Genomic DNA, 24142 nt, shown 5'->3' with positions numbered 1-24142 from the left:
GAAGGCGCCTGCAACCAGGTGATATACAATTTAAATGCGCGCGAGCCAGTTCTTTAAATCGGTAATTGAATTAAAATCTAACAGCGCTTCCCCTAATTCTTCTAAACGTTTTCTGGAAAGACCTTGAATACGTTCCTGCTGAATTTGGCTTAAGTTGCCGAAACGATGTTGAAGTAGGTGGAGAACAAACGATGCAACTGCACTTTGCCTACCTAGTTCTATGCCTTCTTCCATACCTAGTTTAAAACCTTCTTCCCAACCTATTTTAAAACCTTCTTCTCTACCTAGTTTTATACCCTTTTCTATACCTTTTTCCATCCAGCTAGTAACAATTTCCATAACTTGCCTCCAATGTAAAAGGCGCCCATTTTTTGTATTGTGGAGGCGCCAGCAACCAGGTGATATACAATTTAAACGCGCGCGAGCCAGGTTCTTAAATCGGTAATTGAATTAAAATCTAGCAGCGCTTCCCCTAACTCTTCTAAACGTTTTGCAGAAAGACCTTGAATACGTTCCTGCTGACTTTGATTTAAGTTTCCGAGACGACGTTGAAGTTGGCGTATGATTAGCTTTGCAGTTCCACTTTGCTCACCTAGTTGCATCCCTAGTTGCATACCTTCTTCTCTACCTTCTTCTCTACCTTCCTCTCTACCTAGTTCCTTGCCCCTCTCTATACCCTTCTCTATACCTTTTTCCATCCAGCTAGTGACAATTTCCATAACTTGCTCCTTTTTCTCTGATTCTATGGTAGCAATTTGTGAATTAAACACCTCTTCTTCCTCTGTACTGAGTTTTAGGTAAGTATCGATAAATCCAGAGATTTGTCCGACTTGTGCAGCATTTAGTCCCAACGAAGTAAGTAATTGTAGCGAAATTAGCTTTACCATTGGACGTTCTGCAACATCCATTTGCATTTTTGACATCAAAGCACTCGCAACAGGGTTTTGTATATTCACAAAGTCCTGCCAGTTGAGTTGGTTTAACTGAACAACTTCATAATCGAACTGCAATACATTCTTGCCTCTAGCGCTGATGTTGAAGCTAGACGGTTGCACAGTTAACGGTTGCATCATGAGAGAAAATCACGATTGGTATTATTGGAATTCCATAGATTTTAAATAAATCGGCAAAGTATAAAAACATTCGTTCACTAAAGTCTTTTTGAATATAAGACTGATGCTCGATGTGTATAATAAATAGCGTCGTCTCGTTTTTGTATTTTGCTTGGACTAATACATCTATAATCTTTTTCTCACCTTTTCTAACATCTGTCAGTATCTCTTGTGGTAAAAATGTTATCGAGTCTTTGTCCAAAACATTACTGATATCTGGAAAGAATAACTCAATAAAGTCAATAAAAAAATTCTGTATTAACTTTTTAAACAAGCCATCGTGGTCAATCATGAAGTCACTTCACCTTTTTGTGCAACCTGGATGGTATGAAATTATTAAACAGCAAATATTCTGAATACAACGAATTTTAATAAGTCTTAATAATTAAAGTTATCTAAGTAGTATATGTAAATGTAGCGGCGCCTGAGAGGTTGTTTGAAAAGTTATATTTAATACGCAATTCTTGGTTTAATCCCCCCTAACCCCCCTTAATAAGGGGGGAAATAGCAGCTTTTACCCCCCTTATTAAGGGGGGAAGGGGGGATTTCTTAAGGCTATAGTTGAATTTTATACTTTTCAAACATCCTCTGTATAAGTAATTTTAATTATCAATAAATAATCATCATAAATGCTGGCGTAATCGTGAGTTATTTAATTAATTGAATGATTTGGGGGCGGGTTTACAAAGATTGTTTTTTGGAGAGAAGGTTGTGGGTTAACCCGCCCGTACAGTATTATGATGATGCGGCGCCGAATCCTCCTCCTCCTGGTGTTTCGATGATGAATATGTCTCCTGGTTGCATTTCTACTGTTCCGGTACTGCCTAATATTTCTTCGTTTCCATTATTACGTTGTATTGAGTTATGTCCTAGTTGTCCGTTTTCGGCACTTTGCAAACTAAAGGGGGGAATTAATCTATGATTAGAAAGAATATTTGCCGTCATTGGTTCTAGGAATTTAATTTTACGAATAACTCCGTTTCCACCTGTATATTTTCCTTTTCCTCCGCTGTTTTGACGTATCCCAAAACTTTCTACCATAACTGGATATCTTGTTTCTAATACTTCTGGGTCGGTTAAGCGAGAGTTTGTCATGTGGGTGTGTACTGCGTCGGTTCCATCAAAGTCGGCGCCTGCTCCACTTCCACCACAAATTGTTTCATAATATTGATAGCGTGCATTACCGAAAGTAAAATTATTCATTGTTCCTTGAGATGCTGCCATTACTCCTAACGCACCATATAAAGCGTCAACTATCGTTTGAGAAGTTTCCACGTTACCCGCAACTACTGCTGCTGGATATACTGGGTTGAGCATTGAGCCTTCGGGTATAATTATCTCTAATGGATTAAGGCATCCTGCGTTGAGAGGAATGCTATCATCCACTAATGTTCTAAATACGTATAAAACAGCCGCTTGAGTAACGGCTTTAGGAGCGTTAAAGTTTGTACTGAGTTGCTGAGATGTTCCGGTAAAATCTATTACAGCGCTACGATTTTGTTTATTAATTGTAACTGTAACTTTTATGACTGCATCGCCATCCATATGATAAGTGAAGGCGCCGTCTTTTAGAACATCAATAGCGCGTCTCACTGCTTCTTCAGCATTATTTTGTACAAATTGCATATAAGCTTGAACAGTTTCTAAACCGTATTGAGAAACCATGCGTTGCAGTTCTTGGACTCCGCGTTCGTTTGCGGCAATTTGTGCTTTCAGGTCTGCTATATTTTGGTCAGGGTTACGCGCAGGATAACGATGGTCTGCCAGAACTTCGCGTAATTGTACTTCTTGGAAATTTCCTTCTTCGACTAAAAGAAAATTATCAAACAAAATTCCTTCTTCCTCAATGGTAGTACTATTAGGAGGCATTGAGCCAGGAGTTATGCCACCGATATCAGCTTGGTGTCCCCGCGATGCTACATAGAATATAGGAGAGGATGATACATTGGCGCCGTCTATATAAACAGGTGTAATTGCTGTAACATCAGGAAGGTGAGTACCTCCGTTGTAGGGGTTATTAGATAAATATACATTCCCCGGTTTAATCGAATTTCCTTTATCGTGAATTAAACTGCGAACACTTTCACTCATTGACCCTAAATGTACAGGGATATGAGGAGCATTTGCCACTAATAAACCGGAAGTATCAAATATTGCACAAGAAAAATCTAATCTTTCTTTGATGTTTACTGAGGTAGCGGTGTTTTGCAACACTATCCCCATTTGCTCGGCAATAAACTGATATAAGTTTTTAAAGATTTCCAAACGTACAGGGTCAGGTTGTGATGGTATATTCATTGTAAAATCCTTGATAAATGTATTTTTGAAACCTGAAACCTGGTTTCTTTAGCACTGAACACGATAATCCTCAACAAAACGAAAAGAAACCAGGTTTCTTTGATTATGAGGGTCGCAAAGAATAAGAGGTTAATTACGACTATTCGTTGGTGCTGAGAAACCAGGTTTCTTTTCGTTCTATTGAAAATTGTTGTGTTCAGTGCAAGAGAAACCTGGTTTCCTTTTAAATAAACTTTTCCATTTGAAAATTTATAAATGTTTGTCCTCTTGCCTCAACTTGTTGTTCTTTTATAACTGAAAAACCCATACGTATAAAAAAGTGTTTTGAGGTAATACTTGCTTCTGTATATAAACGATTAATTCCTAACTCGCGCGCTTTTGTTTCTATCGCACTATAAATCTTACTACCAACACCCATCCGCTGATAATCTTTGTGACAGTAAAAACAATCTATATGACCATTTGTTTCTAATTCACCAAACCCAGCAATAATAAGTTCATCATCAGCAACAAAAGTAAACTTACTTGAACAAGCTTTTGCCCAGTCTCTAAAATTTATATCATCCGGCGCCCATGCTTCAACCTGTTCAAGCGAATAATCACGAATATTGACTTCGCGAATAGTATCATGAAACAAGCGCGCTATTTGTTCGGCATCCTGAACCTGAAATAAACGTATTTTCATAACTTTTCAACCCGTTCAGTTGTGCATTCTATCAGTTCTCGCATCCAAGCGGGTAAAGCATTACTTAACTCGTGTTTTGCCCTTATTAAAAAATAACAATATAGCTTGCCCTGAGAGGTTTGGCGCCTAGCTTCCGACTTACCATTTGTATTCATTTTCCCTTCCCCACGCAATCCATGCTTGAGCCATTTGGTCGAGTCTGCCACGCTGTTCTTCTTTTACAGGATTTGCACCTGTAATAGCAGTTAATGCCCAAAACCAATGGTCTGGTTCACGTTCAAGTTCACGCATAATTAACGGCACAGCAGGTTGCCCGATTTTAATTATTGTTTGATATGCAGGATGCATTGACATTTTGGATGTGACAGAGAGCATCCCAGTTTCACGGCGCCATTGTTCTCCTAATTCTAAAAAAGTTGTTTCTATTTCTGTAGTTGACATCTTATTTTATTCATTTGGTGATGTTGTATGGTTGCCAATGGCGACCTTACTTCGTAGCAGTGCCCACTTTACGCTCTAAAATTAAATGATTATGTTCTGTTAATTTTGCTTGCCAATTAGGCTCAACTACAATTGTGCTAATTTTCTCTACAATAATCGCGGGTCCATTTACGTTATCTCCTGGTTGTAAATGGTCACGTTGATAAACTGGAGCATCATGCCATGTATCTAGAGCAAACATTTGTACAGTATCTACACTTTGAGGCGCCTCATCGAGAGAGCGAGTACGACTAATCAACGGTTCTTCTGGAGTATCCATTTTTTGAATAACTTCCACGCTTACCGACTCAACAATTAAATTCTTACCAGATTGAATAAAACCGTAGCGCGTCTTATGTTCAACCTCAAATTCTTCCTGCATAACTGTTACATCAAAGTCAAAATTAACAGTCAGTATCGAATTTGTCCCTTCATACTTTAAATTAACTTTCCTAACTATCTCCTCCATTTCTTGCCCCCTCCCCTGTAGGGGAGGGTTGGGGAGGGGTTCTAACTCACCCTTACATTGTTTCTCCAAACCTTCCATCAACACCCGTAACTCTTGTATTAACTCTTGCGTTAAAACTTGTTCCACAGCAGCCTCACGAAGCGCACGCACATCAGCAAGTCCCATCCCATAAGCCGAAAGTACTCCTGCATAAGGATGTAAAAATATCTTTGTCATCCCTAAAGTATCAGCTATTAAACATGCTACCTGCGCTCCGGCGCCTCCAAAACAGCAAAGTGCATACTGCATTACATCATATCCACGTTGTAAACTAATCTTTTTAATTGCGTTTGCCATACTCTCTACAGCAATGGCAATAAATCCAGCAGCTACTTGTTCAGGGGTACTATTATTTCCCGTCTTAGTTTTTATTTCTTGTGCTAACTGTGTAAATTTCTCAATAACAATATCTTTATCTAAAGGTAAATTCCCATCTACACCAAATACAGAAGGAAAATATTGGGGATGGATTTTACCTAACATTACATTCGCGTCTGTTACAGCTAATGGGCCACCACGTCGATAACAAGCAGGCCCTGGATTTGAGCGAGCAGATTCTGGACCAACGCGATAACTGGAACCATCGAAAAATAAGATTGAACCACCACCTGCTGCGATAGTATGAATATCTAATACAGGTACTCGCATTCTGGCGCCTGCAATTTCGCTTTCTAACTGTCGTTCATATTCGCCTTTAAAATGGGCAACATCAGTACTAGTGCCTCCCATATCAAAGGTGATGACTTTAGAAAAACCCGCGCGTTTGCTTGTTTGAACGGCGCCGACTATACCACCAGCGGGCCCACTTAATATACTATCCTTACCTTGAAACTGTTCTGCGGCAACTAATCCCCCGTCAGATTTCATAAACATTAATCTAACTCCAGGTAGATGACTTGCAACTTGATTAACGTAATGCCGCAAAATCGGAGTTAAATAAGCATCAACAACAGTTGTGTCTCCTCGACTAACTAGTTTCATTAAAGGACTTACTTGATGTGATATAGATATTTGTGTAAATCCAATATCTGAAGCTAATTGTGCAACTTGTTGTTCGTGTTGAGGGTAACGGTAAGCGTGCATAAATACTATTGCACAGCTACGAATGCCTGAATTATAAGCTGCTTGTAAGTCTTTTTTGACTGCTTCGATATTTACAGGCAAAAGTTCAGTACCGTGAGCATCGTAACGTTCGTCAATTTCAATAACCTGCTCATAAAGCATTGTCGGTAAAACAATACGACGGGCAAAAATATTAGGACGGTTTTGATAACCTATCCGCAAAGCATCTTTAAAACCCTTAGTAATAGCAAGAACAACACGCGAACCGTTCCTTTCTAACAGCGCATTTGTTGCTACAGTTGTTCCCATTTTTACCACTTCTATTTCTTCACAGGGAATAGGCGCCTCACCTGAAAGCCCTATAATATCTCTTATTCCCTGAATTGCGGCATCCTCGTATAATTCGGGATTCTCGGAGAGAAGCTTATAAACGATTACCCACTGATTACTTTCTAATGGCACAATTAAAAACCGCTCTGGATGATTTGAGAGGTTATCTATAATTTCTCTATTATCTGTAACAGCTACTAGGTCTGTAAATGTACCACCCCGGTCAGCAAAAACTTTCAACATAACTATATTTATTTTGCTCTCACTAAAGTTCTACAGTACTTCTTACTCTGTTTCTCTGCGTAAGAGTGGTGAAATTATGCATTTTAAGATTTTTTTACCCATAGAGGCACGGAGGGCACAGAGAAAAGATATTTACCTACATCGATAAACTTTGTACTCATAACCGTTTACTGCTGGCAACGGTTTACTATTGAGCGAACAAGTTTCTAGTTCTTCGGGGTCGTCGGCAAAAAAGTTCACCTTCCATAAATCAAATGGACGAGGTAGGGTTTTTACGGCTTTGCCTAATGTTTTTGATGAAGCGCTAGGATTATCATCTTGATGTGCTAGTAGAAACTTTGTATTAGTTAATTTCTGATTTTTTTTCAATTCCCTTGCTACACCCATCATTTCCCCTATATGTACATGGGTTTTTTGTGTGGTGGCAATCAATACTGGTTGGCTAGATACTCTCTGAATGATACCAATGAATAAATCAGGACGATAGTATTTTTGATAGCCTAAGTTATTAACAACTGTTATGCCGCTCGCTAGTGACATCAGCCAAATTATTAACACGGCTTTTTTCCCTGATATCCGCCATTTAAACATTTTGACTGTTTCTAGGCGCCAACAAATAGCTAAACTTGCTCCCACTAGTATTATTACTGCCGGAAAATAAATAAAGTTATAGCGGGCGCCACGTGTTAAATCAATACCTAAAAAGTAGGTAAATATAGCAAATAACAGCAGTGCGCTAATTATAAATCCAATTAAGACCTTGGTGATAAATTTGTTTTCTGGTTCATTGAGTCTAGCTTTTAAACCGCGAACTAATACTGGTGTTGCCCAAATAAAAAAAGCTAGCATTACAACTCCCGAAGCAATCATCACAGCTAACCGTGGAGACTCAACGGGCAGTAACGAAATCATTGTAATCCAAGCTGCTAAACCTTGAAAAATTGGACTCAACCAAGCAAGTCCAACTCTATCACCTTGAATCCATTCGGTTAATTTTCCACCATAGCTATTCTGTAAAAATACGGGTATCCAGACGGCACCTGAAGAAGCTGTACCTGCTGCCACCGCGAATATACGGTACCATACACTTTCTAATTCTTTATTTTTTATTTGTTTTACTAAAAGGAAAAGTAATACAATCGCTTCACAACAAAGAGTTAAAACAAAGAAATAATGTGTAGCTATACCCAAAGCGTTAACTACAATCCATGTTAAAGCGACTTTAATAGGTAATTGACTACGACTTTGAACGTGGCGAACGGCACTGATAAAACAAGCGAGCGTTGCCATTACCCACAAAATAGGTAAAGTATAGTGCCGTGTTTCTTGAGCCAAAAATATTGCGTAGGGTGAAGTCGCCATAAAAGCAGCAGCTAAATGACTGACTAACCGTGAACGATACAGCTTAAAACTGAGTGCATAAATTGCTGGAACACTCATAGCACCAAATAATGCAGCCAACGCACGGGCGCCCCAAACCGACACCAACCCAGCATCTGTTGGAAATAGTCGCAGCCACAAATGCGTCAATATAAAATAAAGTGGGGGATGATTACTTTCTGTAAATAAGTGCTTCAACACATCTTGTACACCAGCACCTACGCGCGGTTGCAGTGGCTGTAAAAGTGTATCAATACCAATAGGTTGGTCGAGCGGTACATTTAAGAAGCTATTACCAAGACTAAATACCAAAGTTGAAAACTCATCAGTCCAAGGTGGTTTAGCATCCAAATTAATGAAGCGTAAAATAGTACCAACAGCAAACCAGAATAAAAGTAGAAAGTGCTGAGTGCTGAGTGCTGAGTATTTAGTGTTAAGTGCTGAGTGCTGAGTATTTAGTGAAGAGTGAGAGAAAAATTTTTTCAACATAAACGTCAGCATGGGGTAGAGAGCAAGGAGCAGTAAAAATAGAATAACTTAAACGATAAATCAGCACGAGCGCACTCAGCACGAGCGCACGAGCGCACTTTTCACTTCTTCACATCAGTTACACGCCAACTGAGCTTGAGATTAACCCAAAAGTTCCACAAAACTACTACTGCTATCGCAATTAATTTTGCTAGATACTCGTTGACCTTCAAAACGTTGTAGAGCAAATTTACTATCAAGGCTTGTAAAATGACTCCAGCCAAACAAATAACGTTGAATTTCAAAAATCTTTTTAAACGGGCGCCTTTTCCCGTTTGCCTGCTTGAGATATCGTGGAATGTCCAGATATCATTCCATAGGAAGTTGTTAATGATTGCGGTTTCTGCTGAAAGTATAGTGCTACGTGTCAGTCCTAGCTCGAAAATTTGCCGCAGTATATAAAATACCGTCAAATCGACTCCTAAACCGCTAAAACCAACTACGCCAAACCGCAAAAATCTACCAATAGGAAAATTCAAACGTTTATTCATACGTTCCAAGTGTCCTGTAGTTAGACGCAAGCGGATTAAATGGCGTAAGTAATCTATATACTGTTTCCATGTGACTTTGCTTTCACCTTCGACGCGCTCGTTAAAAACATACCCTACTTCAGCAATTTCTTGAATATTACCTCGTCCAATTATTTCCAACAGTATTTTGTAACCAACCGGATGAAGTGTAATTTCAGCTACACTGTTTCTTTGCACCATGAAATAGCCGCTCATCGGGTCAGATACTCTACCTAAAACTCCTGGTAAAATAATTAGACCTAATACTTGGGCGCCTCGTGATAAAAATCTTCTAACTACACTCCAACTGCTTACCCCACCTCCATCTACATGACGACTACCAACCGCTAAGTCGGCGCCTTCTTCTACTGCGCGTAGCAATTGCAACATTACATGCGGTGGATGCTGTAAATCTCCATCGATAACTCCCAAAATACGTCCCTTTGCCACTTGCCAACCGCGAATTACCGCTTGTGATAGTCCTCTTTCTCCAACTCGACGCATTACCCGTAATTGAGGGTATGAAGTCATTAAAGAAGCGGCAACCTCCCAAGTACCATCAGGACTATCATCATCTACAACAATTAGCTCGTAATCTCCATATATCGACGAATCGAGTAACTTCGTCAACACCTGTATAACGTTTGTTATATTGTCGCGCTCGTTATAAGTGGGAATTATTAGTGAGAATAAGATACAATCTTTACTACCAGTAGAAATGGCAGGATACTTTGGAACCCGTAATGCACCAGATGGCGCCGATAGCAATGGATTTGGTTCAATAATACTCATTCAATAAGATGGTGGAATGTCCAAGGGTGAGCAGAGAGATGAGGTTATATAAAAATTTATCGCTCTTGATTTTAAGTCAAAATCAGAATTTCACAAGCATTGGTTACACTTTCCAAAACGATTAATGGTTGTATATATTACAATTAATAAAGTGATTTAATATAAATAAACCCATTACAAACAAGTGAGCGCTGTGGTTGTTATAAGTGTTGACGCTATTTTAGAACGCGCTAAAGAGTTTGATTTGTCTCCACAGGAAGGCGTGTTCTTATTAAAACAAACTGACCCTAGTATTATTGCTGAAATTGGCATAGTTGCTGATAAATTACGTCAACAGCAAGTAGGAGATACTGTAACATACGTCGTCAATCGCAACATCAATTTTACTAACATTTGTGAACAGCACTGTAGTTTCTGTGCTTTCCGTCGAGATTCAAATTCAGATGGTTCATACTGGTTAGATTGGGAGCAAATTAGAGCTAAAACAATTGACGCAGTAGAACGAGGTGCCACAGAAATTTGTATGCAGGGTGGTTTAAACCCAGAAGCTTTAATCAACGGCAAGTCATTGAACTACTATATAAAGCTTGTCGAAATTATTAAACAAGAGTTTCCACAATTACATCTCCACGCATTTTCACCCCAAGAAATTCAGTTTATCGCCAGACTTGATAGAATTTCTTACGCCGAGGTAATAACAGCTTTACACGACTCAGGTCTCAACTCAATGCCTGGAACTGCCGCCGAAGTGTTAGATGATAATGTTCGTGCTGTATTATGCCCTGAAAAAATTAATTCAGCAACTTGGTTAGAAATCGTCGAAACAGCCCATAAATTGGGTTTACCCACCACCAGCACAATGTTATCGGGACATATCGAAACACCCTTACAGCAAATTGAACACTTAGAGAAACTCCGCACGCTTCAGCAAACTGCCATTAAAAACAACTATCCAGCCCGAATTACCGAATTTATAATATTACCCTTTGTAGGAGCATTAGCACCAAAACCTTTACGGCGCCGTGTTGGTCGTGACCAACCAGTATTACTTGACACACTTTTACTTACAGCCGTTGCTCGAATATATCTAGGTAATTACATACCAAATCATCAGCCCAGTTGGGTAAAACTTGGTCTAAATGGCGCCAAAGAGGCATTGACATGGGGTTGTAACGATATTGGTGGCACCTTAATGGAAGAACACATTACCACAATGGCAGGCGCTATTGGTGGAACCTGTATGTCCGTCTCAGATTTACAAAACGCAATATCAGAACTTGGGCGCCCATACAAACAACGTGACACCCTATATAAAACCCAATTTGTTACCAATCCAAGATACGATAAAGCTTGATTTAAGTATTTTTTCACTCTTGATTGCTTATGAAGCGCTATTTGTCACGCCTACTTGCCTTGGTTTTGGTTGTAACTATTGGTTTGATGGGTTGTTCGTCTTCTGACCCCAACAGCTTAACGGGGAATTATAGCCAAGACACGTTAACTGTAGTCAACATTATACGTAATGCAATTGAACTACCGAATGATGCGCCTTCTAAAGCAGCAATTCAAACCGAAGCACGTCAAAAAATTAATGACTTTTCGGCACGCTACCAGCGTAACACCTCTGTTGCAAGCTTAAGTTCTTTCACCACCATGCGAACTGCCCTAAATTCTTTGGCAGGACATTATAGCTCTTATCCTAACCGCCCTGTGCCCGAAAAACTTAAAACCCGTTTAGAACAAGAGTTGAAACAGGTAGAGTCTGCTTTGCAACGTGGTGCTTAACCATTTGTCGTGCTGTACTTACTGTACTTGCTGTGGGTTGGGTGTTACCCAACCTACTATAGAGAACCTTTATATTAAAAGAACTAAATTAGATATATAAAAGAATTAATTATTGACTCATCTTGGCTCAATATTTAAAATTAAATTAAATTAAATTCCATCTATGTCTCTACGTCCTTTGGATGTTGTAAAAATGTTCTCTTGGCGACGCTTCGGAGCTGCAGCTTTAATTAGTAGCTTATTAATTCCCTTTTTGGGACAACCTTCAGAGGCTCAACTAAACGAGTATTGTCAGTTACCTAACAAGGCAGTACAACAAAAGGAAAACTTACGTATATCAGCGCTTCGAGGAAACTTGTCGGCGCATAAAAAGTATCAAAATTTACTACAAAAACACGGTGAAGCCGTTCGAGGCTGCCGTCAAAACAATTGGTTGCAGGTTCAAGCGATTTGGTTACGTTTGTATCCTTGTGATATTCAAGCAGGCGCCCTCGACCGGATTATGGATAGAATCGTTAATAAGGGTTACAACGCTGTCTATGTAGAAACTTTTTATGATGGACGGGTAATGTTACCCTCAAACGATAATCCTACGGTTTGGCCTTCTGTTGTAAGGGCGCCAGGACAAGAAAATACTGATTTACTAAAGAAAGCGATTCAGAAAGGACGCGAACGTGGTTTAAAAGTGTACGCTTGGATGTACACCGCCAATTTTGGTTTTAACTACGCTCAACGAAAAGATAGAGAAAGTGCAATTGCGCGTAACGGTAAAGGACAAACCAGTTTGTACGTTGTCGATGGTGGTAGTCATGTTTTTATTGACCCATACAGCGTAACCGCTCGAACAGATTATATACGCTTGGTACAAGCAGTCGCTCGTAGGCGCCCAGATGGTATTTTATTCGACTATGTGCGTTATCCGCGTCAGGCAGGTAGTAACTCAATAGCTACTAGAGTTACTGATTTATGGCTATATACAGAAGCAACTCAAAAAGCTTTATTTAGAAGGGCACAAAACACCAAAGGATTAGATTTAATACGCCGCTTTTTAGGCAAAGGATATGTAACTACTAGTGATATTACTGATGTAGATAGATTATATCCAAAAGAAGGCGAACCAATGTGGCAGGGCCGTACTCTGCTTGCTAACAAATCAATAAGCACGCTTCCTCAACGTCAACAACAACTTCAATCAGATTTATGGCAGCTAACGGTAGCCCACACCATGCAAGGAATTATTGATTTTATCACTTTAGCCGCATATCCAGCACAACAAATGGGTGTTCCCGCAGGCGCCGTCTTTTTTCCTGAAGGCAACCAAATTCACGGTCAAGGTTACGATTCACGCTTACAACCGTGGGATAGATTTCCTAGTAACTTTGAATGGCATCCAATGTCTTACGCGAACTGTGGAAACGTTGCTTGTATTGCTCAACAAGTTCAGCGTGTTTTAAGTATGTCAAGACCAGAAACACAAATTATTCCTGCTGTCGCTGGTACTTGGGGTAAATCTGTTAGCGGGCGCCCATCATTAGAAGTTCAAATGCAAGCACTCCGTCAATTTGCCCCTCGTGTACGTTCCGTTAGTCACTTCGCCTACTCTTGGCAAGACCCACAACACGATAGCGAACGTAAATTATGCCGCACACAGTAAAGTGCGCTCGTGCTGAGTACTATTCTCTTTACTCAGCACGAGCGCACTTTCTACTCAGCACTTTTAAGAAGCAATTGATAATGCAGTTTGCACTCCCGCCATTTCGATAACTCTAAATGTGAAATCTAAAAGTTCAGCGTCGTTTAACTGTCGGCGTGAAGTTTTTGCGTAATTTTGCTGTAAGTATTTACGCCCCATTTCTGGTGTCCAATTCAACTGCGCTAAATACTTATCTATCTGTGCCATCATCATGGCGCGAATTTCAGTGTTTTTACTCGTACTGACTTGCGCGGTTTGAGTTTGTGATGCGATAGTCTCTATTTTGGCGCTAACTCTCTGCTCTAACGCTTGCAAATCAATTTCTTTGTGTCCACCCCAACTAAAATCAACGACTCGATATGTCGCTGGGTCGTAAATGCTGCAAAATACTACCGTTTTTTCACCAGGACTGACCGCAATTGTTAAAGGATTACGCAGTTGCTCAACAGTCAAAGCATCAAGCGACAGCAGTAAACTCTTGGAAAAATACGATGAGTTTCCCGAACGTATTATGCAAGGTGTTGGCGCCAAAATCGCTAAGTCGGTTTTATAAGTTGACCCGTACTGCGTTTCAACGCTCTTATTACACTCAATCCCAGTAATTACACCTGTTAAAGCTTTTTCATAAATTGGTACTTGCTTACCGTCTTCTGAAAGACTATACCAGCAAGCATCACCTTCGCGACTCACAAAAACATATTGCGCTTTTGGAACCGTTCCAAACCCTAACTTTATATCCATACATACGTCCTCTCTTGCACGCTACAGTAAGTGTACCCAGACGCGAAAACATTCTAACAACGCACGCATCCAGTTATAATTTATTTATAGTACTAATATACTGCAATTGATTAAAAAAGGTAGGATACTTCTCACATATACACCTCAGTACTAATTATTCGGGAGACCCTTGAATCATTGTCATCAAGCGGTCTAAAGTTTGTGTAAGCTGCGAAAGCTTTTGTAGAGAATCATCTTGAGTTTCAGCCAAAGTTTGCACTGCGTCGCACAATGCCAAAATTTGATATCCCTGTTGTTTAATTTGCTTTCCTTGCTCTTCAATCTGTCCACTTAAATTTTCAACACGGTCTCCCAACCGCTCAATTGTCTCCGTAGTCGCAAGTACTGCTTCTCCGATTTGTTCGACAATCGACTCTAAACGACCAACTTTTACATCAAATCCTACAGCAACCATTTTTTTAGCACCTCTATCGATAGCACGAGCAGAAAGCAATTGTAATTGCCTGTCCTGGAACATATAGTTATTCGGAATTTAAGTAGTAGTAAAATTTACTACCTAAATCCCAAACTTAATCAAGATTTTATACAATGGTTTCTAATGTTTAACTTAAATTGACATAACAGTCAAATGTATACATTACACTAAGACGACTTTTTATCAGACATATTGTAAATATTTAAGCTAAATAGGTGTTTAACCCGTTACTTGCGTGTAATTTATACATTGGCGAATGAATTTATTACACGTAGTTTACTGGTAGTAAACTATAGCACAACTACCTCAAATAAACACAACATAAAAGATTTTTCATCCTTCATAAGATATATTAAATTTACTTTATATAAGATTTATAAAAAATCATCATAAGCTCTATGCTGATGAAGATTCAGTGAATATACGGTTGATAGTAATTATATTTAGGAAAGTCAAGTCTATAGTCTAATTAAGCTTACGTAGATATACGTTTTAATAAAAATTCGGCTTTACAATGTATCAAATACTATTTACAACCATAGTTCAGGGTGCAGCATCTGAAACTTGGGATAATCAAATTCAACACCACCCTTCAGTCAAGTCTAAATTTAAACGTTGTTTAGATGTTGTGGGTAGCATAGTCGGGTTAGTTATTTTAAGTCTCGTATTCATACCTATAGCCATTGCGATAAAATTTGACAGTCCCGGGCCTGTTTTTTTTGTACAGGAGCGTTATGGGCTACATGGAAAGACATTTAAAATTCGCAAATTTCGCTCAATGGTAGTGGAAGCTCCACAGCTAAAGAACTTGGTAGAGAACGAAGCGAACGGATTATTTTTTAAAAACAAGAACGACTTTAGAGTCACAAAATTCGGTCGTTTTTTGCGAAGCACAAGTTTAGACGAGTTACCTCAGTTCTGGAACGTTTTAATGGGGGATATGAGCTTGGTTGGTACCCGTCCCCCAACAGCAGACGAAGTGATGAACTATAGTCAGCATCACTGGCAACGCTTAAATGTTAAACCAGGTTTGACAGGTGAGTGGCAAGTCAACGGTCGCTCTCACGTCAAAGACTTTGAGGCAGTCGTCGATTTAGACTTACACTATCAAAAGAAATGGTACCCAATGTACGACGTATTAATAATCGTTAAAACTATTTATGTCATCCTAGCCAAAGTCGGCGCCTTTTAATAGTTAAAAGTGCGCTCGTTAAAAGTGCTGAGTTGGTAAGAAGTTATAACGAGCGCACTTTCTACTAAAAACTTGTTTACCTGATACATTAGTTCTTATTGACCTAACATGAGTACTTGTCGCATTTTACGCATATTAGCAGGCAATTCAAGGTTCATGGCTTGTTGAATTAAAATTGATGGTACAGGAATTGTGGGTGTTGCCTGAACTGCGTATTTTAACAAGGTTCCATTACCAAAATCAGATAGCTCAAGATTTGCCGTAAAGTCATGGAAAGTACCCTTTTCTAATTTAAATTGGATACGCTGTCCTAATTCCTCTACTACATTCAGGTAAATTTCAACTTGGGCAGTCAAAAATAAAAACGCTTTTTGTGCAGCTTGATACAGACGTTTAACTTCGCCCCGTTGTATAATCTCACTTTTTGTCACATCGGGGAAATATTGCACCCAGCGAGGATAATCTGTTAATTGTTGCCATACTTGGTTTCGCTTCATTGGCAAATACATCCACGCTGTCACCGCTCCACCCCAAGCACTATGAGATGAAGTTTCAACAAAAACCTCACCTTGTAGCATTTTCGCTTGCTTGTCAGGACTCCAAGCTGTGCCTTCGGTATATATCACTGAATCAGAAGTATGGGATATAAACATAAAATTTTCAATCACTCCTCAACACATTTACTACGATAGTACAAACAAACAGACGAAACTTTTGAAATAGCTATTAGCTGTAAGCTGTAAGCTAATGGCTAGCAGCTAACCGCTTGTATAACGCACTAGTTCTCATTCCACTACATTATCTAAATTGTCCGGAAATAGTGCTTTGTTGCCATATTATTCCCGAAAATTCACCAAAAATATGTCTTTTTTATCAACAGTATGTTTTTTATGTAAAAATACTGAAGCATTTATTGAAATAAGCAACATCAAATGTAGTTAGCTGCAAATAGAGACGTTACAATAGCACAAAAAGCATAACGAGTGCGTCTTGTCTTAAGAGTTGCCTAACGTCTGAAATCTCAAATTCTATAGATAAAGAGCGTTCAGGCGCCATACCAAGTCCAAAACAGCGTTAGCAAGAGCGTTAATGAAAACAAAAAACCAAGATAACTATTTATACTTCATTAAATCTTTATAGTAGTTGGAGAGACCGAAATGTCACAGTATTCTAAATTAAACCGTTTATTAACACAAGCATTTGGAATCTTTTTTGGTATCGCTCTTGCCGTCTGGATACTGCGAGGGCTTGGCGTTGGAATTTTAGCTGCCATCCCAGGAGGAATCATTTGGCTGCTACTTGGACTCGCAATCGTATTCGCTATTCTTGCTTACGTACAAAAAACTTGGTGGCGCTTCTAGGCAACGGATGTAACGGATGTAATGGATGTAAGACAGGCGCCTCAAGCTGCTGGATGCGATGGAGGGTTATCCGCAGGTGTACAGTATCAACCTTTTAGTTGTAATATTTAGACATAGATATCTTAACAATAGTATAGAATTATTAGAAAACTTGTTACTTGAATTTTTGCACGTCAGGTACAAGTATTATTTCGATAATTATGAATAAAAACTTTATTAAAATCTTATTGGTCTTAAGCGAGCAGAAAGATGTCGCTTTACCAATTAATTTTATCCAAGAAGAGAATTTAGATATCCAAATCGCGACTTCAACTCAAGAAGCTATCACAGCAATTGTCTCACCTCCAGATTTAATAGTGTTGGATGTGACAACAGATAACATAGATGAAGTTGAAATATATAAAAATTTAAAAAATTTAAAAGATAAATCCCAAGAAAATTTACTTGCTGATATTCCAATTATCTTTATTACCGACATTAATCATAATCTCTCGTTTATAAATAATATTGATGTTAATAGTTTGAATTTTGATTATTTAAAAAGACCGTTTACACCAAATGAATTATTAGTTCGAGTTCGGCAAAATTTACGAATTATTAAACTCGAAAATAAATTAGAAATAAAAAAACAACAGTTATGTACTGAGCGCGAAATTAAATCGATTGCAGCGCAGTTGGAAATTACGGTATCTCAAGCTAAACTTTTGGAGCGTTCCAAACAAGCTCGTCGTGCTGAAGCTAAATTAGCATCGGCTTTTCGCTCATCTCCAGACCCTATTGCTTTAGTAACATTCCCTGATATATATTACATTGAAGTTAACGATAATTTTTGCCATGTGTTTGGTTACGAACGTTCAGAAGTTATTGGTAGTAGTACGAAATCTATTGATATTTGGGTGAATCCTTCTGAATGTAATACGATTCTCGATATTTTACGAAATGCTCGCAAAATTCGTAATTATGAAGTTCAGCTTCAATCGAACAATAATGAAATAAGAACAATGTTGTTGAGCGCAGAACTAATTGAAATTGAGGAGCAGCAATATTTATTAGGAACTGCCAGAGATATTACCGAGCGTAAAATAGCTGAAGCTGCACAGCAATTAAGCGAAGAACGATTACAACTAGCACTAGAAGCTAGCGACTTGGGAATGTGGGATTGGAATATTGCTAGTGGTAAAGTATATAGGGACTGGCGCTGGTTCAAAATGTTAGGATATGACTCAACGGAAGTCAATGACACCCGTCAAGGTTTCCTTGAATTAGTACATCCAGATGATTTAAATTCAGTAAATACTGCTTTAAAACAGTATTTATTTGGTAACACCCCTGTTTACAAAGTTGAATTTCGGATGCGTTCTTCTTCGGGTGATTGGAAATGGATAGAATCGTGTGGTAAAATTTTCGATTATAATGAACGCGCTGAACCTTTACGTTTAACTGGCACTCATAAGGATATTACCGAACAAAAAACTTTAGAGCGGACACTCGCAATTCATCAAGCACGCTTGGATGCTTTTTTTAATAATGCTCCTGTTGGTCAGTGTATTGTAGACGAACAAATGCGCTTTGTACAGGTTAATGAGTTGTTAGCACAAATAAATGGACTAAGCATCGAAGCACACAATGGTAAGTATATATACGAAGTTTTTCCGGCTCTTGCATCTGTAATTGAACCGATTTATCGACGAGTATTAGAAACGGGAGAACCAGTTCTCTGCCAAGAAATAAGTGCTTACTCTCCTGACAAACAAAAGTCTTTGCGCCATTTTTTAACTTCTTATTTTGCTATTCAAGGTTCAGACGGGCGCCCTAGCAATGTCGGCACAGTTGTTGTAGAAATCACAAACCTCAAACGTGCAGAAGCTGCTTTACGCTCTGCTGCTGAACGCGAGCGCGCTATTACACAAGCAATTCAACGAATGCGGCAAACGCTCGATTTAGAAACAATATTTGATGCCACAACTCAGCAATTACGTCAAGTTATTAACTGTGACCGCGTTGTTGTTTATCGATTTAATCCTGACTGGAGTGGGGAATTTGTCGCTGAGTCTGTCGGTTCCGGTTGGGTTTCACTTATAGAAGAACATAATACCAACCCCAACTTAACTAAAGGCGCCCTCGATGCGGATACTTGTGTAGTAGAAAAAATGAACAGTAACGATAATCAAGTTATCGATACTCATCTCCAAAATACTCAAGGAGGAGTATATAGTCGTGGCGCCAGCTTTTTATGTGTTCCTGATATTTACAACGCAGGATTTGAAGACTGTTATATTAAACTGCTAGAACGATTCCAAGCCAAAGCATATATTACCGTGCCCATATTTTGCGGCAGCAAACTCTGGGGATTGCTTGGTAGTTATCAAAACAGCAGCTCGCGCTCTTGGGTTCAGGGAGAGATTAATATTGTAGTTCAAATCGGCAACCAACTTGGTGTCGCACTTCAACAAGCAGAACTATTAGCACAAACACAACTTCAATCGCAAGCACTACAACAAGCTGCCGTCGCAGCTGAAGCTGCCAACCGCTCGAAAAGCGAATTCCTAGCAAACATGAGTCATGAGCTACGAACTCCACTCAATGCTATTTTGGGGTTTACGCAGCTAATGAGTCACGATAATGATTTATCTGAAGAAAATCAGCAAAACCTCAGCATTATTAACAAAGCAGGTGAACATCTCCTCAACCTCATTAACGACATTTTAGAAATGTCAAAAATTGAAGCGGGTCAAAGCCACCTTAACATCAGTAGCTTTGATTTAATTAGCTTACTCGACACTCTCAAAGAAATGTTGCTATTCCGTGCAACAGCCAAAGGTTTAATGCTGACATTTGAATACGAAAGCAATGTCCCTCAATATATTCAAACCGATGCTAGTAAACTTCGCCAAGTTCTATTAAATCTTTTAGGTAACGCAATTAAATTTACAAACAATGGTAGCGTTAAGCTGCGCGTATGTATAAGACAAAGCAGACAAGGAGACACTCAATACCTTGTGTTTGAAGTTACAGATACAGGACCCGGTATTTGTCCAAAAGAAATTGGGTTAGTTTTTGAAGCATTTGGACAAACTGAAACTGGTAGAAAATCACAACAAGGAACTGGGTTAGGTTTAGCGATTAGTCGTAAATACGTCAAAATGATGGGAGGTGATATCACACTTAATAGTACTTTAAACTTAGGTAGTACATTCACTTTTAATATCGAAATGTTATCTGCCTTACAAGATGACATTTCCACAAATTCCTTTCCTAATCAAATTATTGGTTTGGCGCCTGACCAGCCGACTTACCGTATTCTAATTGTAGATGATGCTGAAGATAGCCGTATATTTATCGTAAAACTACTGAGCTTAATTGGTTTTGCAGTCAAAGAAGCAGTAAACGGAAGAGAAGCGATATCAATATGGAACGAATGGCAACCAAATTTAATATTAATGGATTTGCGAATGCCAATGATGGATGGTTACGCCGCAACGCGAGAAATTAAACTGCGTGACTTACAAAAACACTCCTCTCCATTAAATCGCACAGTCATCATAGCGCTCACAGCCAACGTTTTTTCTGAACAGCGTCACGCAATCCTCGAAGCTGGGTGTGACGACTTTATTAACAAACCTTTTCGCGAAGAATTTCTCCTCGAAAAAATTAGACAGCATCTTAACGTGGAATATATATATAAAGATGCAACGAGTCAAACTAGCGAAGCTCAATATCCTCAAACTCTATCCGATGCTCAAGTAGTTAAAATATTGTCCAAGCAACCGCGTGCATGGGTAGAACATCTATATCACGTTGCCGCTAGTTGTAGTGATAACCTAATTTTTGACTTACTCAAACAAATACCCACACCACATGTTTCGTTACACAACTTTTTACAAGATTTAACGACTAGTTATAACTTTGAGAAAATTATGGAACTAGCAAATTTAGCATTGAAATCGTAGCACAGGCATCCTGCCTGTGTAATAAAAGTAATTATTTTTACAACATAGACGCAGAGTACACAGAGAGAATATTTTTCTAGAGGATATATTCACATCCAACTTATCCTCGCTTGAATTTCGGCGCCATTCATGATTTTCCTAGAGGATATATTCACATCCAACTTATCCTCGCTTGAATTTCGGCGCCATTCATGATTTTCCTAGAGGATATATTCACATCTAACTTATCCTCTAGGAAATTTGGTACCATCCCCGTATATCCGTGGTGAAAGTCATTACCATTACCACTTTGAGCAATTAAATATTTTTATACAACTCAACTGCATAAGCATGATACTTTCACAACTATATAATTAGTGTATTTACATATTGGGCAAATGCCAGGAGCAGGTGTAATGAAGGGTGCTTCACCAAGATACTGGAAAATATACCGAATTAATCCAACACGAACTCATAATGGTTATGAGCATTCTGTTGTTTCTGCCGCCCAAGTATTTTTGCAACAAAGCATTTCTGAATCTGAGGATATACAATCAGCACTGCTAACGTGTTTCTATGCTCCAACTAATGATGTTAAAAGTCGCGCTTATGCTGGGTTGTGCTTACGGTGCTTTGTCTCAGAACCCATATTAAAAGCTTGTAAAAAAATTCATAATCTTTTTGCTAGCGATAAAAGCTTTACATATCAAGACTTATTGGGTTTTGTTTTGAATGATGACGGTCAAAGTTTGGTAATTACAGATGATGACCGCAAAGCACAACTCGTTGTCAATAGCGAAGGAAAAACAGACACAGCTAAGTATCAATTTTTTACAGTCAAAGTCTTACAAACGTTTAAAAGCGATTTGCGTGTGCGTTTATCGTTAGAAAACTGGGCTTACTTACAAACGAAGCAAAATCCTGAAGTTAAAGACTTTTTATCGGAGTTTGGCTTTAAAAATTTGAGTGACTGGGCACTTTTAAACCGTGTTCGACCCAAGCAAATAGAACGATTATCAAAACAAGACGCAAATCTTGTTGAAGTTTTTCATTGTTGTTACCGTCGCGACCGAATACAACAACGTAAACAAAACCGCTCATTCGGCGCCAAATGTCCCGACCCTAGTGAGTGCCAACTTCAAGAAATGCTGGCGTTACTGCAAAAACGCGGAGATAATGCAGTAAATAATACTAAACAATTACTCAAAGCACTGAAATATGTGGCAATACAACTGCGGCAATACGACATTTGGAGTTACCGTGAGTCACTAGAAATTCAAGACCCAGAAACAGGAAGCTATGTAACAAGGACAGATTTAGCATACAACTCAACTAGCGAAGTCGATGTAGAGCAAAATGAAATATTAGAGTTCTTACACTCTCAACTCGAAATTACTTTAATAAACAGTATTGAGCAAGAAGTTGAAAGTAGTATTTTAAGATTACAGAAAAGTAAAAAATATGCTCCTTTTGCTGCAAAGTTTATTCCTGGTTTACAGCTATACTATCAAGAGGGAAAATCGCTCAAAGAAATTACCGATATTTTACAAATGTCGAGTTGGGATCAAGCACGTCGTGTGTTTAACCCTGGTGAACTATTGGCAAAAGTCCGTTCCAAAACAGTTGAACAGCTACTCGACAATATTTTAAAAAAAGCATGTGAATTAGGTCTAACGACTTTGCCTCCTGCACCCGACTATCTCAAAACTTTAGCAGAACAAATCGAATTGTTTGCCGATGAGGAAGTATTTCAAAGCGCAGCAGAAGAAATTCGCGCAGGTAAAAATCGTGTGATGAATAGTCGCTACGCTCATTTTCTGTGCCACAATTTACAGCTTGCGTCAGTGATTTCAGTTGCATCATAATTTATTTCATAGGAGTTTCATAAATGTTGTTGGCAAATTCAACTGATAATTTGAGTGATATAAGATTATTAATACCAGAAACAATTTGGCTAGAGATAGAACATTTTGACCAAGCACAAGCACTAGTAAATAAAGATATAGACTCGATTAAAAACTTAACTACCAATGAGTTACAGCAGTGGCAAGCTTATTTGAATGCATTAGCGTTGTTTGGTTTAGAAGCATGGGTAAAAGAACGTATCAAATGTCCAACAATTTGTGAGACTAAAACTATTTCACAATATGGTATTATTAAAGTTGGAGAATTTAGAATTTGTCTTATCGCTACAGAACAAGTACTGGATGAAGTTGTAAATATACCTCAACAAGCATTAAATAATTCAGAACCAATACACTTTTATTCACTGCTAGAAGTCAATGAAGAACAAGAAGAACTAATAATTCGTGGATTTATTCGTCACGACCAGTTAGTTAATTACCTTAATACTTCATCTAATAGATTATATAATGAGTGCTACCAACTACCTTTAACTTTATTAGATGCCGAACCATCACATTTATTATTCTACATTCGTTATATTGAACCAAGCACAATTAACTCACAAATTGGCGCCTCTCAACAAAATGTCGTAAAAAATAACTTAAGCACAGTAGAAATAACTACTAAATTAAGTAATTGGCTGCAAAATATATTTGACGACACATGGCAATTAATTGATACAATGCTTAACCGCGAAGCTAGTTTAGCTTTTAGTACTCGCAGCATTGAAAAAAATATTTCCTCGTCAACGCGCGGAAAACTAATAGATTTAGGAATGCAAATTGATAACCAAAAATTAGCGCTACTAGTTAGTCTAACAGAACAACCAGAAGGTATAAATGTTTTAGTTCAATTGCATCCAACTAATGGCGAACAAACTTTGGCGCCAAATATAACCTTAACCTTACTCTCAAAAGCCAAGAAAAATCTACAGCAAGTGCAATCTCGCGCTTCAGACAACTATATTCAACTTAGACCTTTTCGTGGCGAAGTTGGCAAAAAATTTAGCATCGAAGTTAAATTCAACAATGCTACTATTTGCGAAAACTTTGAATTATAAAAGCTAACTTTTCTTGTAAAGTGAATTTTCTTGTGGAGTCAATTTTCTTGTGGAGCGGGCATCCTTGCCCGCCC

General features: G+C 38.6%; 21 protein-coding genes. 8 read left to right on the top strand and 13 right to left on the bottom strand.

What is annotated here, in order from left to right; all coding sequences use genetic code 11:
• Positions 1-30: 30 nt before the first annotated feature.
• From DSM106972_RS01375 to DSM106972_RS01340, 10 genes are all read right to left on the bottom strand, one after another.
• Positions 31-339: a DUF4351 domain-containing protein gene (locus DSM106972_RS01375; RefSeq protein WP_127078119.1), complete on the bottom strand. Its 309-nt coding sequence runs from the start codon at positions 337-339 to the stop codon at positions 31-33.
• 71 nt (positions 340-410) lie between these two features.
• Positions 411-1073 carry a DUF4351 domain-containing protein gene (locus tag DSM106972_RS01370; protein ID WP_325052143.1) on the bottom strand — a complete coding sequence of 221 codons (663 nt, stop codon included), beginning with the start codon at positions 1071-1073 and terminating at the stop codon, positions 411-413.
• Entirely contained in the window at positions 1042-1404 is a 363-nt protein-coding gene (locus tag DSM106972_RS55290) for an Rpn family recombination-promoting nuclease/putative transposase (RefSeq protein ID WP_325052142.1), read from the bottom strand. The genes DSM106972_RS01370 and DSM106972_RS55290 overlap by 32 nt, the downstream gene beginning before the upstream one ends.
• A gap of 443 nt (positions 1405-1847) precedes the next feature.
• Positions 1848-3410 (bottom strand): hydantoinase B/oxoprolinase family protein, encoded by a 1563-nt coding sequence (locus tag DSM106972_RS01365; RefSeq protein WP_127078117.1) that lies wholly within the window; start codon positions 3408-3410, stop codon positions 1848-1850.
• A gap of 223 nt (positions 3411-3633) precedes the next feature.
• Complete coding sequence (locus DSM106972_RS01360) at positions 3634-4095, bottom strand: GNAT family N-acetyltransferase (RefSeq protein WP_127078115.1); 462 nt, start codon at positions 4093-4095, stop codon at positions 3634-3636.
• Positions 4092-4250, bottom strand: coding sequence for a hypothetical protein (locus DSM106972_RS51090; protein ID WP_158632744.1), 159 nt, complete (start codon positions 4248-4250; stop codon positions 4092-4094). The genes DSM106972_RS01360 and DSM106972_RS51090 overlap by 4 nt, the downstream gene beginning before the upstream one ends.
• Positions 4234-4536, bottom strand: coding sequence for a hypothetical protein (locus DSM106972_RS01355; protein ID WP_127078113.1), 303 nt, complete (start codon positions 4534-4536; stop codon positions 4234-4236). Before DSM106972_RS01355 ends, DSM106972_RS51090 begins: the two co-directional genes overlap by 17 nt.
• A 46-nt stretch (positions 4537-4582) precedes the next feature.
• Positions 4583-6718 carry a hydantoinase/oxoprolinase family protein gene (locus DSM106972_RS01350; RefSeq protein ID WP_127078111.1) on the bottom strand — a complete coding sequence of 712 codons (2136 nt, stop codon included), beginning with the start codon at positions 6716-6718 and terminating at the stop codon, positions 4583-4585.
• A 132-nt stretch (positions 6719-6850) separates the two neighbouring features.
• Complete coding sequence (locus DSM106972_RS01345; RefSeq protein ID WP_127078109.1) at positions 6851-8587, bottom strand: glycosyltransferase family 39 protein; 1737 nt, start codon at positions 8585-8587, stop codon at positions 6851-6853.
• A 101-nt stretch (positions 8588-8688) separates the two neighbouring features.
• On the bottom strand, positions 8689-9927 hold the full coding sequence (locus DSM106972_RS01340; protein WP_127078107.1) for a glycosyltransferase: 1239 nt from the start codon (positions 9925-9927) through the stop codon (positions 8689-8691).
• 193 nt (positions 9928-10120) lie between these two features.
• Between DSM106972_RS01340 and cofH the strand changes: the two genes are divergently transcribed.
• From cofH to DSM106972_RS01325, 3 genes are all read left to right on the top strand, one after another.
• Entirely contained in the window at positions 10121-11281 is a 1161-nt protein-coding gene (gene cofH, locus DSM106972_RS01335; protein WP_127078105.1) for a 7,8-didemethyl-8-hydroxy-5-deazariboflavin synthase subunit CofH, read from the top strand.
• A 29-nt stretch (positions 11282-11310) separates the two neighbouring features.
• Positions 11311-11712, top strand: coding sequence for a photosystem II protein Psb27 (psb27, locus tag DSM106972_RS01330; RefSeq protein WP_127078103.1), 402 nt, complete (start codon positions 11311-11313; stop codon positions 11710-11712).
• Positions 11713-11875: 163 nt separating this feature from the next.
• Positions 11876-13366, top strand: coding sequence for a family 10 glycosylhydrolase (locus DSM106972_RS01325; protein WP_186538577.1), 1491 nt, complete (start codon positions 11876-11878; stop codon positions 13364-13366).
• A 63-nt stretch (positions 13367-13429) separates the two neighbouring features.
• On the opposite strand, the gene DSM106972_RS01320 is transcribed toward DSM106972_RS01325, so the two are convergent.
• Together DSM106972_RS01320 and DSM106972_RS01315 are read right to left on the bottom strand one after the other, a co-directional pair.
• On the bottom strand, positions 13430-14146 hold the full coding sequence (locus DSM106972_RS01320; RefSeq protein WP_127078101.1) for a hypothetical protein: 717 nt from the start codon (positions 14144-14146) through the stop codon (positions 13430-13432).
• A 154-nt stretch (positions 14147-14300) separates the two neighbouring features.
• Positions 14301-14600 carry a hypothetical protein gene (locus DSM106972_RS01315; RefSeq protein WP_019493295.1) on the bottom strand — a complete coding sequence of 100 codons (300 nt, stop codon included), beginning with the start codon at positions 14598-14600 and terminating at the stop codon, positions 14301-14303.
• Between the two features lie 535 nt (positions 14601-15135).
• On the opposite strand from DSM106972_RS01315, the gene DSM106972_RS01310 reads away from it, so the two are divergent.
• Positions 15136-15813, top strand: a complete 678-nt coding sequence (locus DSM106972_RS01310; protein WP_127078099.1) for a sugar transferase — start codon at positions 15136-15138, stop codon at positions 15811-15813.
• A gap of 95 nt (positions 15814-15908) precedes the next feature.
• Here the strand turns inward: DSM106972_RS01310 and DSM106972_RS01305 are convergent, their stop codons facing one another.
• Entirely contained in the window at positions 15909-16466 is a 558-nt protein-coding gene (locus DSM106972_RS01305) for an SRPBCC family protein (RefSeq protein WP_127078097.1), read from the bottom strand.
• 504 nt (positions 16467-16970) lie between these two features.
• Here DSM106972_RS01305 and DSM106972_RS01300 point away from each other — a divergent pair.
• The 4 genes from DSM106972_RS01300 (at position 16971) to DSM106972_RS01285 (ending at position 24068) form a co-directional block, all read left to right on the top strand.
• Complete coding sequence (locus tag DSM106972_RS01300; RefSeq protein ID WP_127078095.1) at positions 16971-17174, top strand: hypothetical protein; 204 nt, start codon at positions 16971-16973, stop codon at positions 17172-17174.
• 200 nt (positions 17175-17374) lie between these two features.
• Positions 17375-21124 (top strand): PAS domain S-box protein, encoded by a 3750-nt coding sequence (locus DSM106972_RS01295; RefSeq protein ID WP_127078093.1) that lies wholly within the window; start codon positions 17375-17377, stop codon positions 21122-21124.
• Positions 21125-21480: 356 nt separating this feature from the next.
• Positions 21481-22968 carry a hypothetical protein gene (locus tag DSM106972_RS01290; RefSeq protein WP_325052141.1) on the top strand — a complete coding sequence of 496 codons (1488 nt, stop codon included), beginning with the start codon at positions 21481-21483 and terminating at the stop codon, positions 22966-22968.
• 23 nt (positions 22969-22991) lie between these two features.
• Positions 22992-24068 (top strand): DUF1822 family protein, encoded by a 1077-nt coding sequence (locus DSM106972_RS01285; RefSeq protein ID WP_201800660.1) that lies wholly within the window; start codon positions 22992-22994, stop codon positions 24066-24068.
• The last annotated feature ends 74 nt before the right edge of the window (positions 24069-24142 follow it).

This window comes from Dulcicalothrix desertica PCC 7102 (genome assembly GCF_003991905.1).
In the GTDB taxonomy this organism is placed as follows: Bacteria; Cyanobacteriota; Cyanobacteriia; order Cyanobacteriales; family Nostocaceae; genus Dulcicalothrix; species Dulcicalothrix desertica.
This window is presented reverse-complemented; position numbering and strand designations above follow the sequence as displayed.

Excerpts from the sequence above, each read along its gene's own strand:
- DSM106972_RS01285 (WP_201800660.1), top strand. The coding sequence starts at position 22,992 with ATGTTGTTGGCAAATTCAACTGATAATTTGAGTGATATAAGATTATTA.
- DSM106972_RS01365 (WP_127078117.1), bottom strand. The coding sequence starts at position 3,410 with ATGAATATACCATCACAACCTGACCCTGTACGTTTGGAAATCTTTAAA.
- DSM106972_RS01325 (WP_186538577.1), top strand. The coding sequence starts at position 11,876 with ATGTCTCTACGTCCTTTGGATGTTGTAAAAATGTTCTCTTGGCGACGC.
- DSM106972_RS01310 (WP_127078099.1), top strand. The coding sequence starts at position 15,136 with ATGTATCAAATACTATTTACAACCATAGTTCAGGGTGCAGCATCTGAA.
- DSM106972_RS55290 (WP_325052142.1), bottom strand. The coding sequence starts at position 1,404 with ATGATTGACCACGATGGCTTGTTTAAAAAGTTAATACAGAATTTTTTT.
- DSM106972_RS01370 (WP_325052143.1), bottom strand. The coding sequence starts at position 1,073 with ATGATGCAACCGTTAACTGTGCAACCGTCTAGCTTCAACATCAGCGCT.
- DSM106972_RS01305 (WP_127078097.1), bottom strand. The coding sequence starts at position 16,466 with ATGTTTATATCCCATACTTCTGATTCAGTGATATATACCGAAGGCACA.
- DSM106972_RS51090 (WP_158632744.1), bottom strand. The coding sequence starts at position 4,250 with ATGAATACAAATGGTAAGTCGGAAGCTAGGCGCCAAACCTCTCAGGGC.
- DSM106972_RS01375 (WP_127078119.1), bottom strand. The coding sequence starts at position 339 with ATGGAAATTGTTACTAGCTGGATGGAAAAAGGTATAGAAAAGGGTATA.
- DSM106972_RS01350 (WP_127078111.1), bottom strand. The coding sequence starts at position 6,718 with ATGTTGAAAGTTTTTGCTGACCGGGGTGGTACATTTACAGACCTAGTA.
- DSM106972_RS01315 (WP_019493295.1), bottom strand. The coding sequence starts at position 14,600 with ATGGTTGCTGTAGGATTTGATGTAAAAGTTGGTCGTTTAGAGTCGATT.
- DSM106972_RS01345 (WP_127078109.1), bottom strand. The coding sequence starts at position 8,587 with ATGTTGAAAAAATTTTTCTCTCACTCTTCACTAAATACTCAGCACTCA.
- DSM106972_RS01360 (WP_127078115.1), bottom strand. The coding sequence starts at position 4,095 with ATGAAAATACGTTTATTTCAGGTTCAGGATGCCGAACAAATAGCGCGC.
- psb27 (WP_127078103.1), top strand. The coding sequence starts at position 11,311 with ATGAAGCGCTATTTGTCACGCCTACTTGCCTTGGTTTTGGTTGTAACT.
- DSM106972_RS01320 (WP_127078101.1), bottom strand. The coding sequence starts at position 14,146 with ATGGATATAAAGTTAGGGTTTGGAACGGTTCCAAAAGCGCAATATGTT.
- DSM106972_RS01355 (WP_127078113.1), bottom strand. The coding sequence starts at position 4,536 with ATGTCAACTACAGAAATAGAAACAACTTTTTTAGAATTAGGAGAACAA.
- DSM106972_RS01300 (WP_127078095.1), top strand. The coding sequence starts at position 16,971 with ATGTCACAGTATTCTAAATTAAACCGTTTATTAACACAAGCATTTGGA.
- DSM106972_RS01340 (WP_127078107.1), bottom strand. The coding sequence starts at position 9,927 with ATGAGTATTATTGAACCAAATCCATTGCTATCGGCGCCATCTGGTGCA.
- DSM106972_RS01295 (WP_127078093.1), top strand. The coding sequence starts at position 17,375 with ATGAATAAAAACTTTATTAAAATCTTATTGGTCTTAAGCGAGCAGAAA.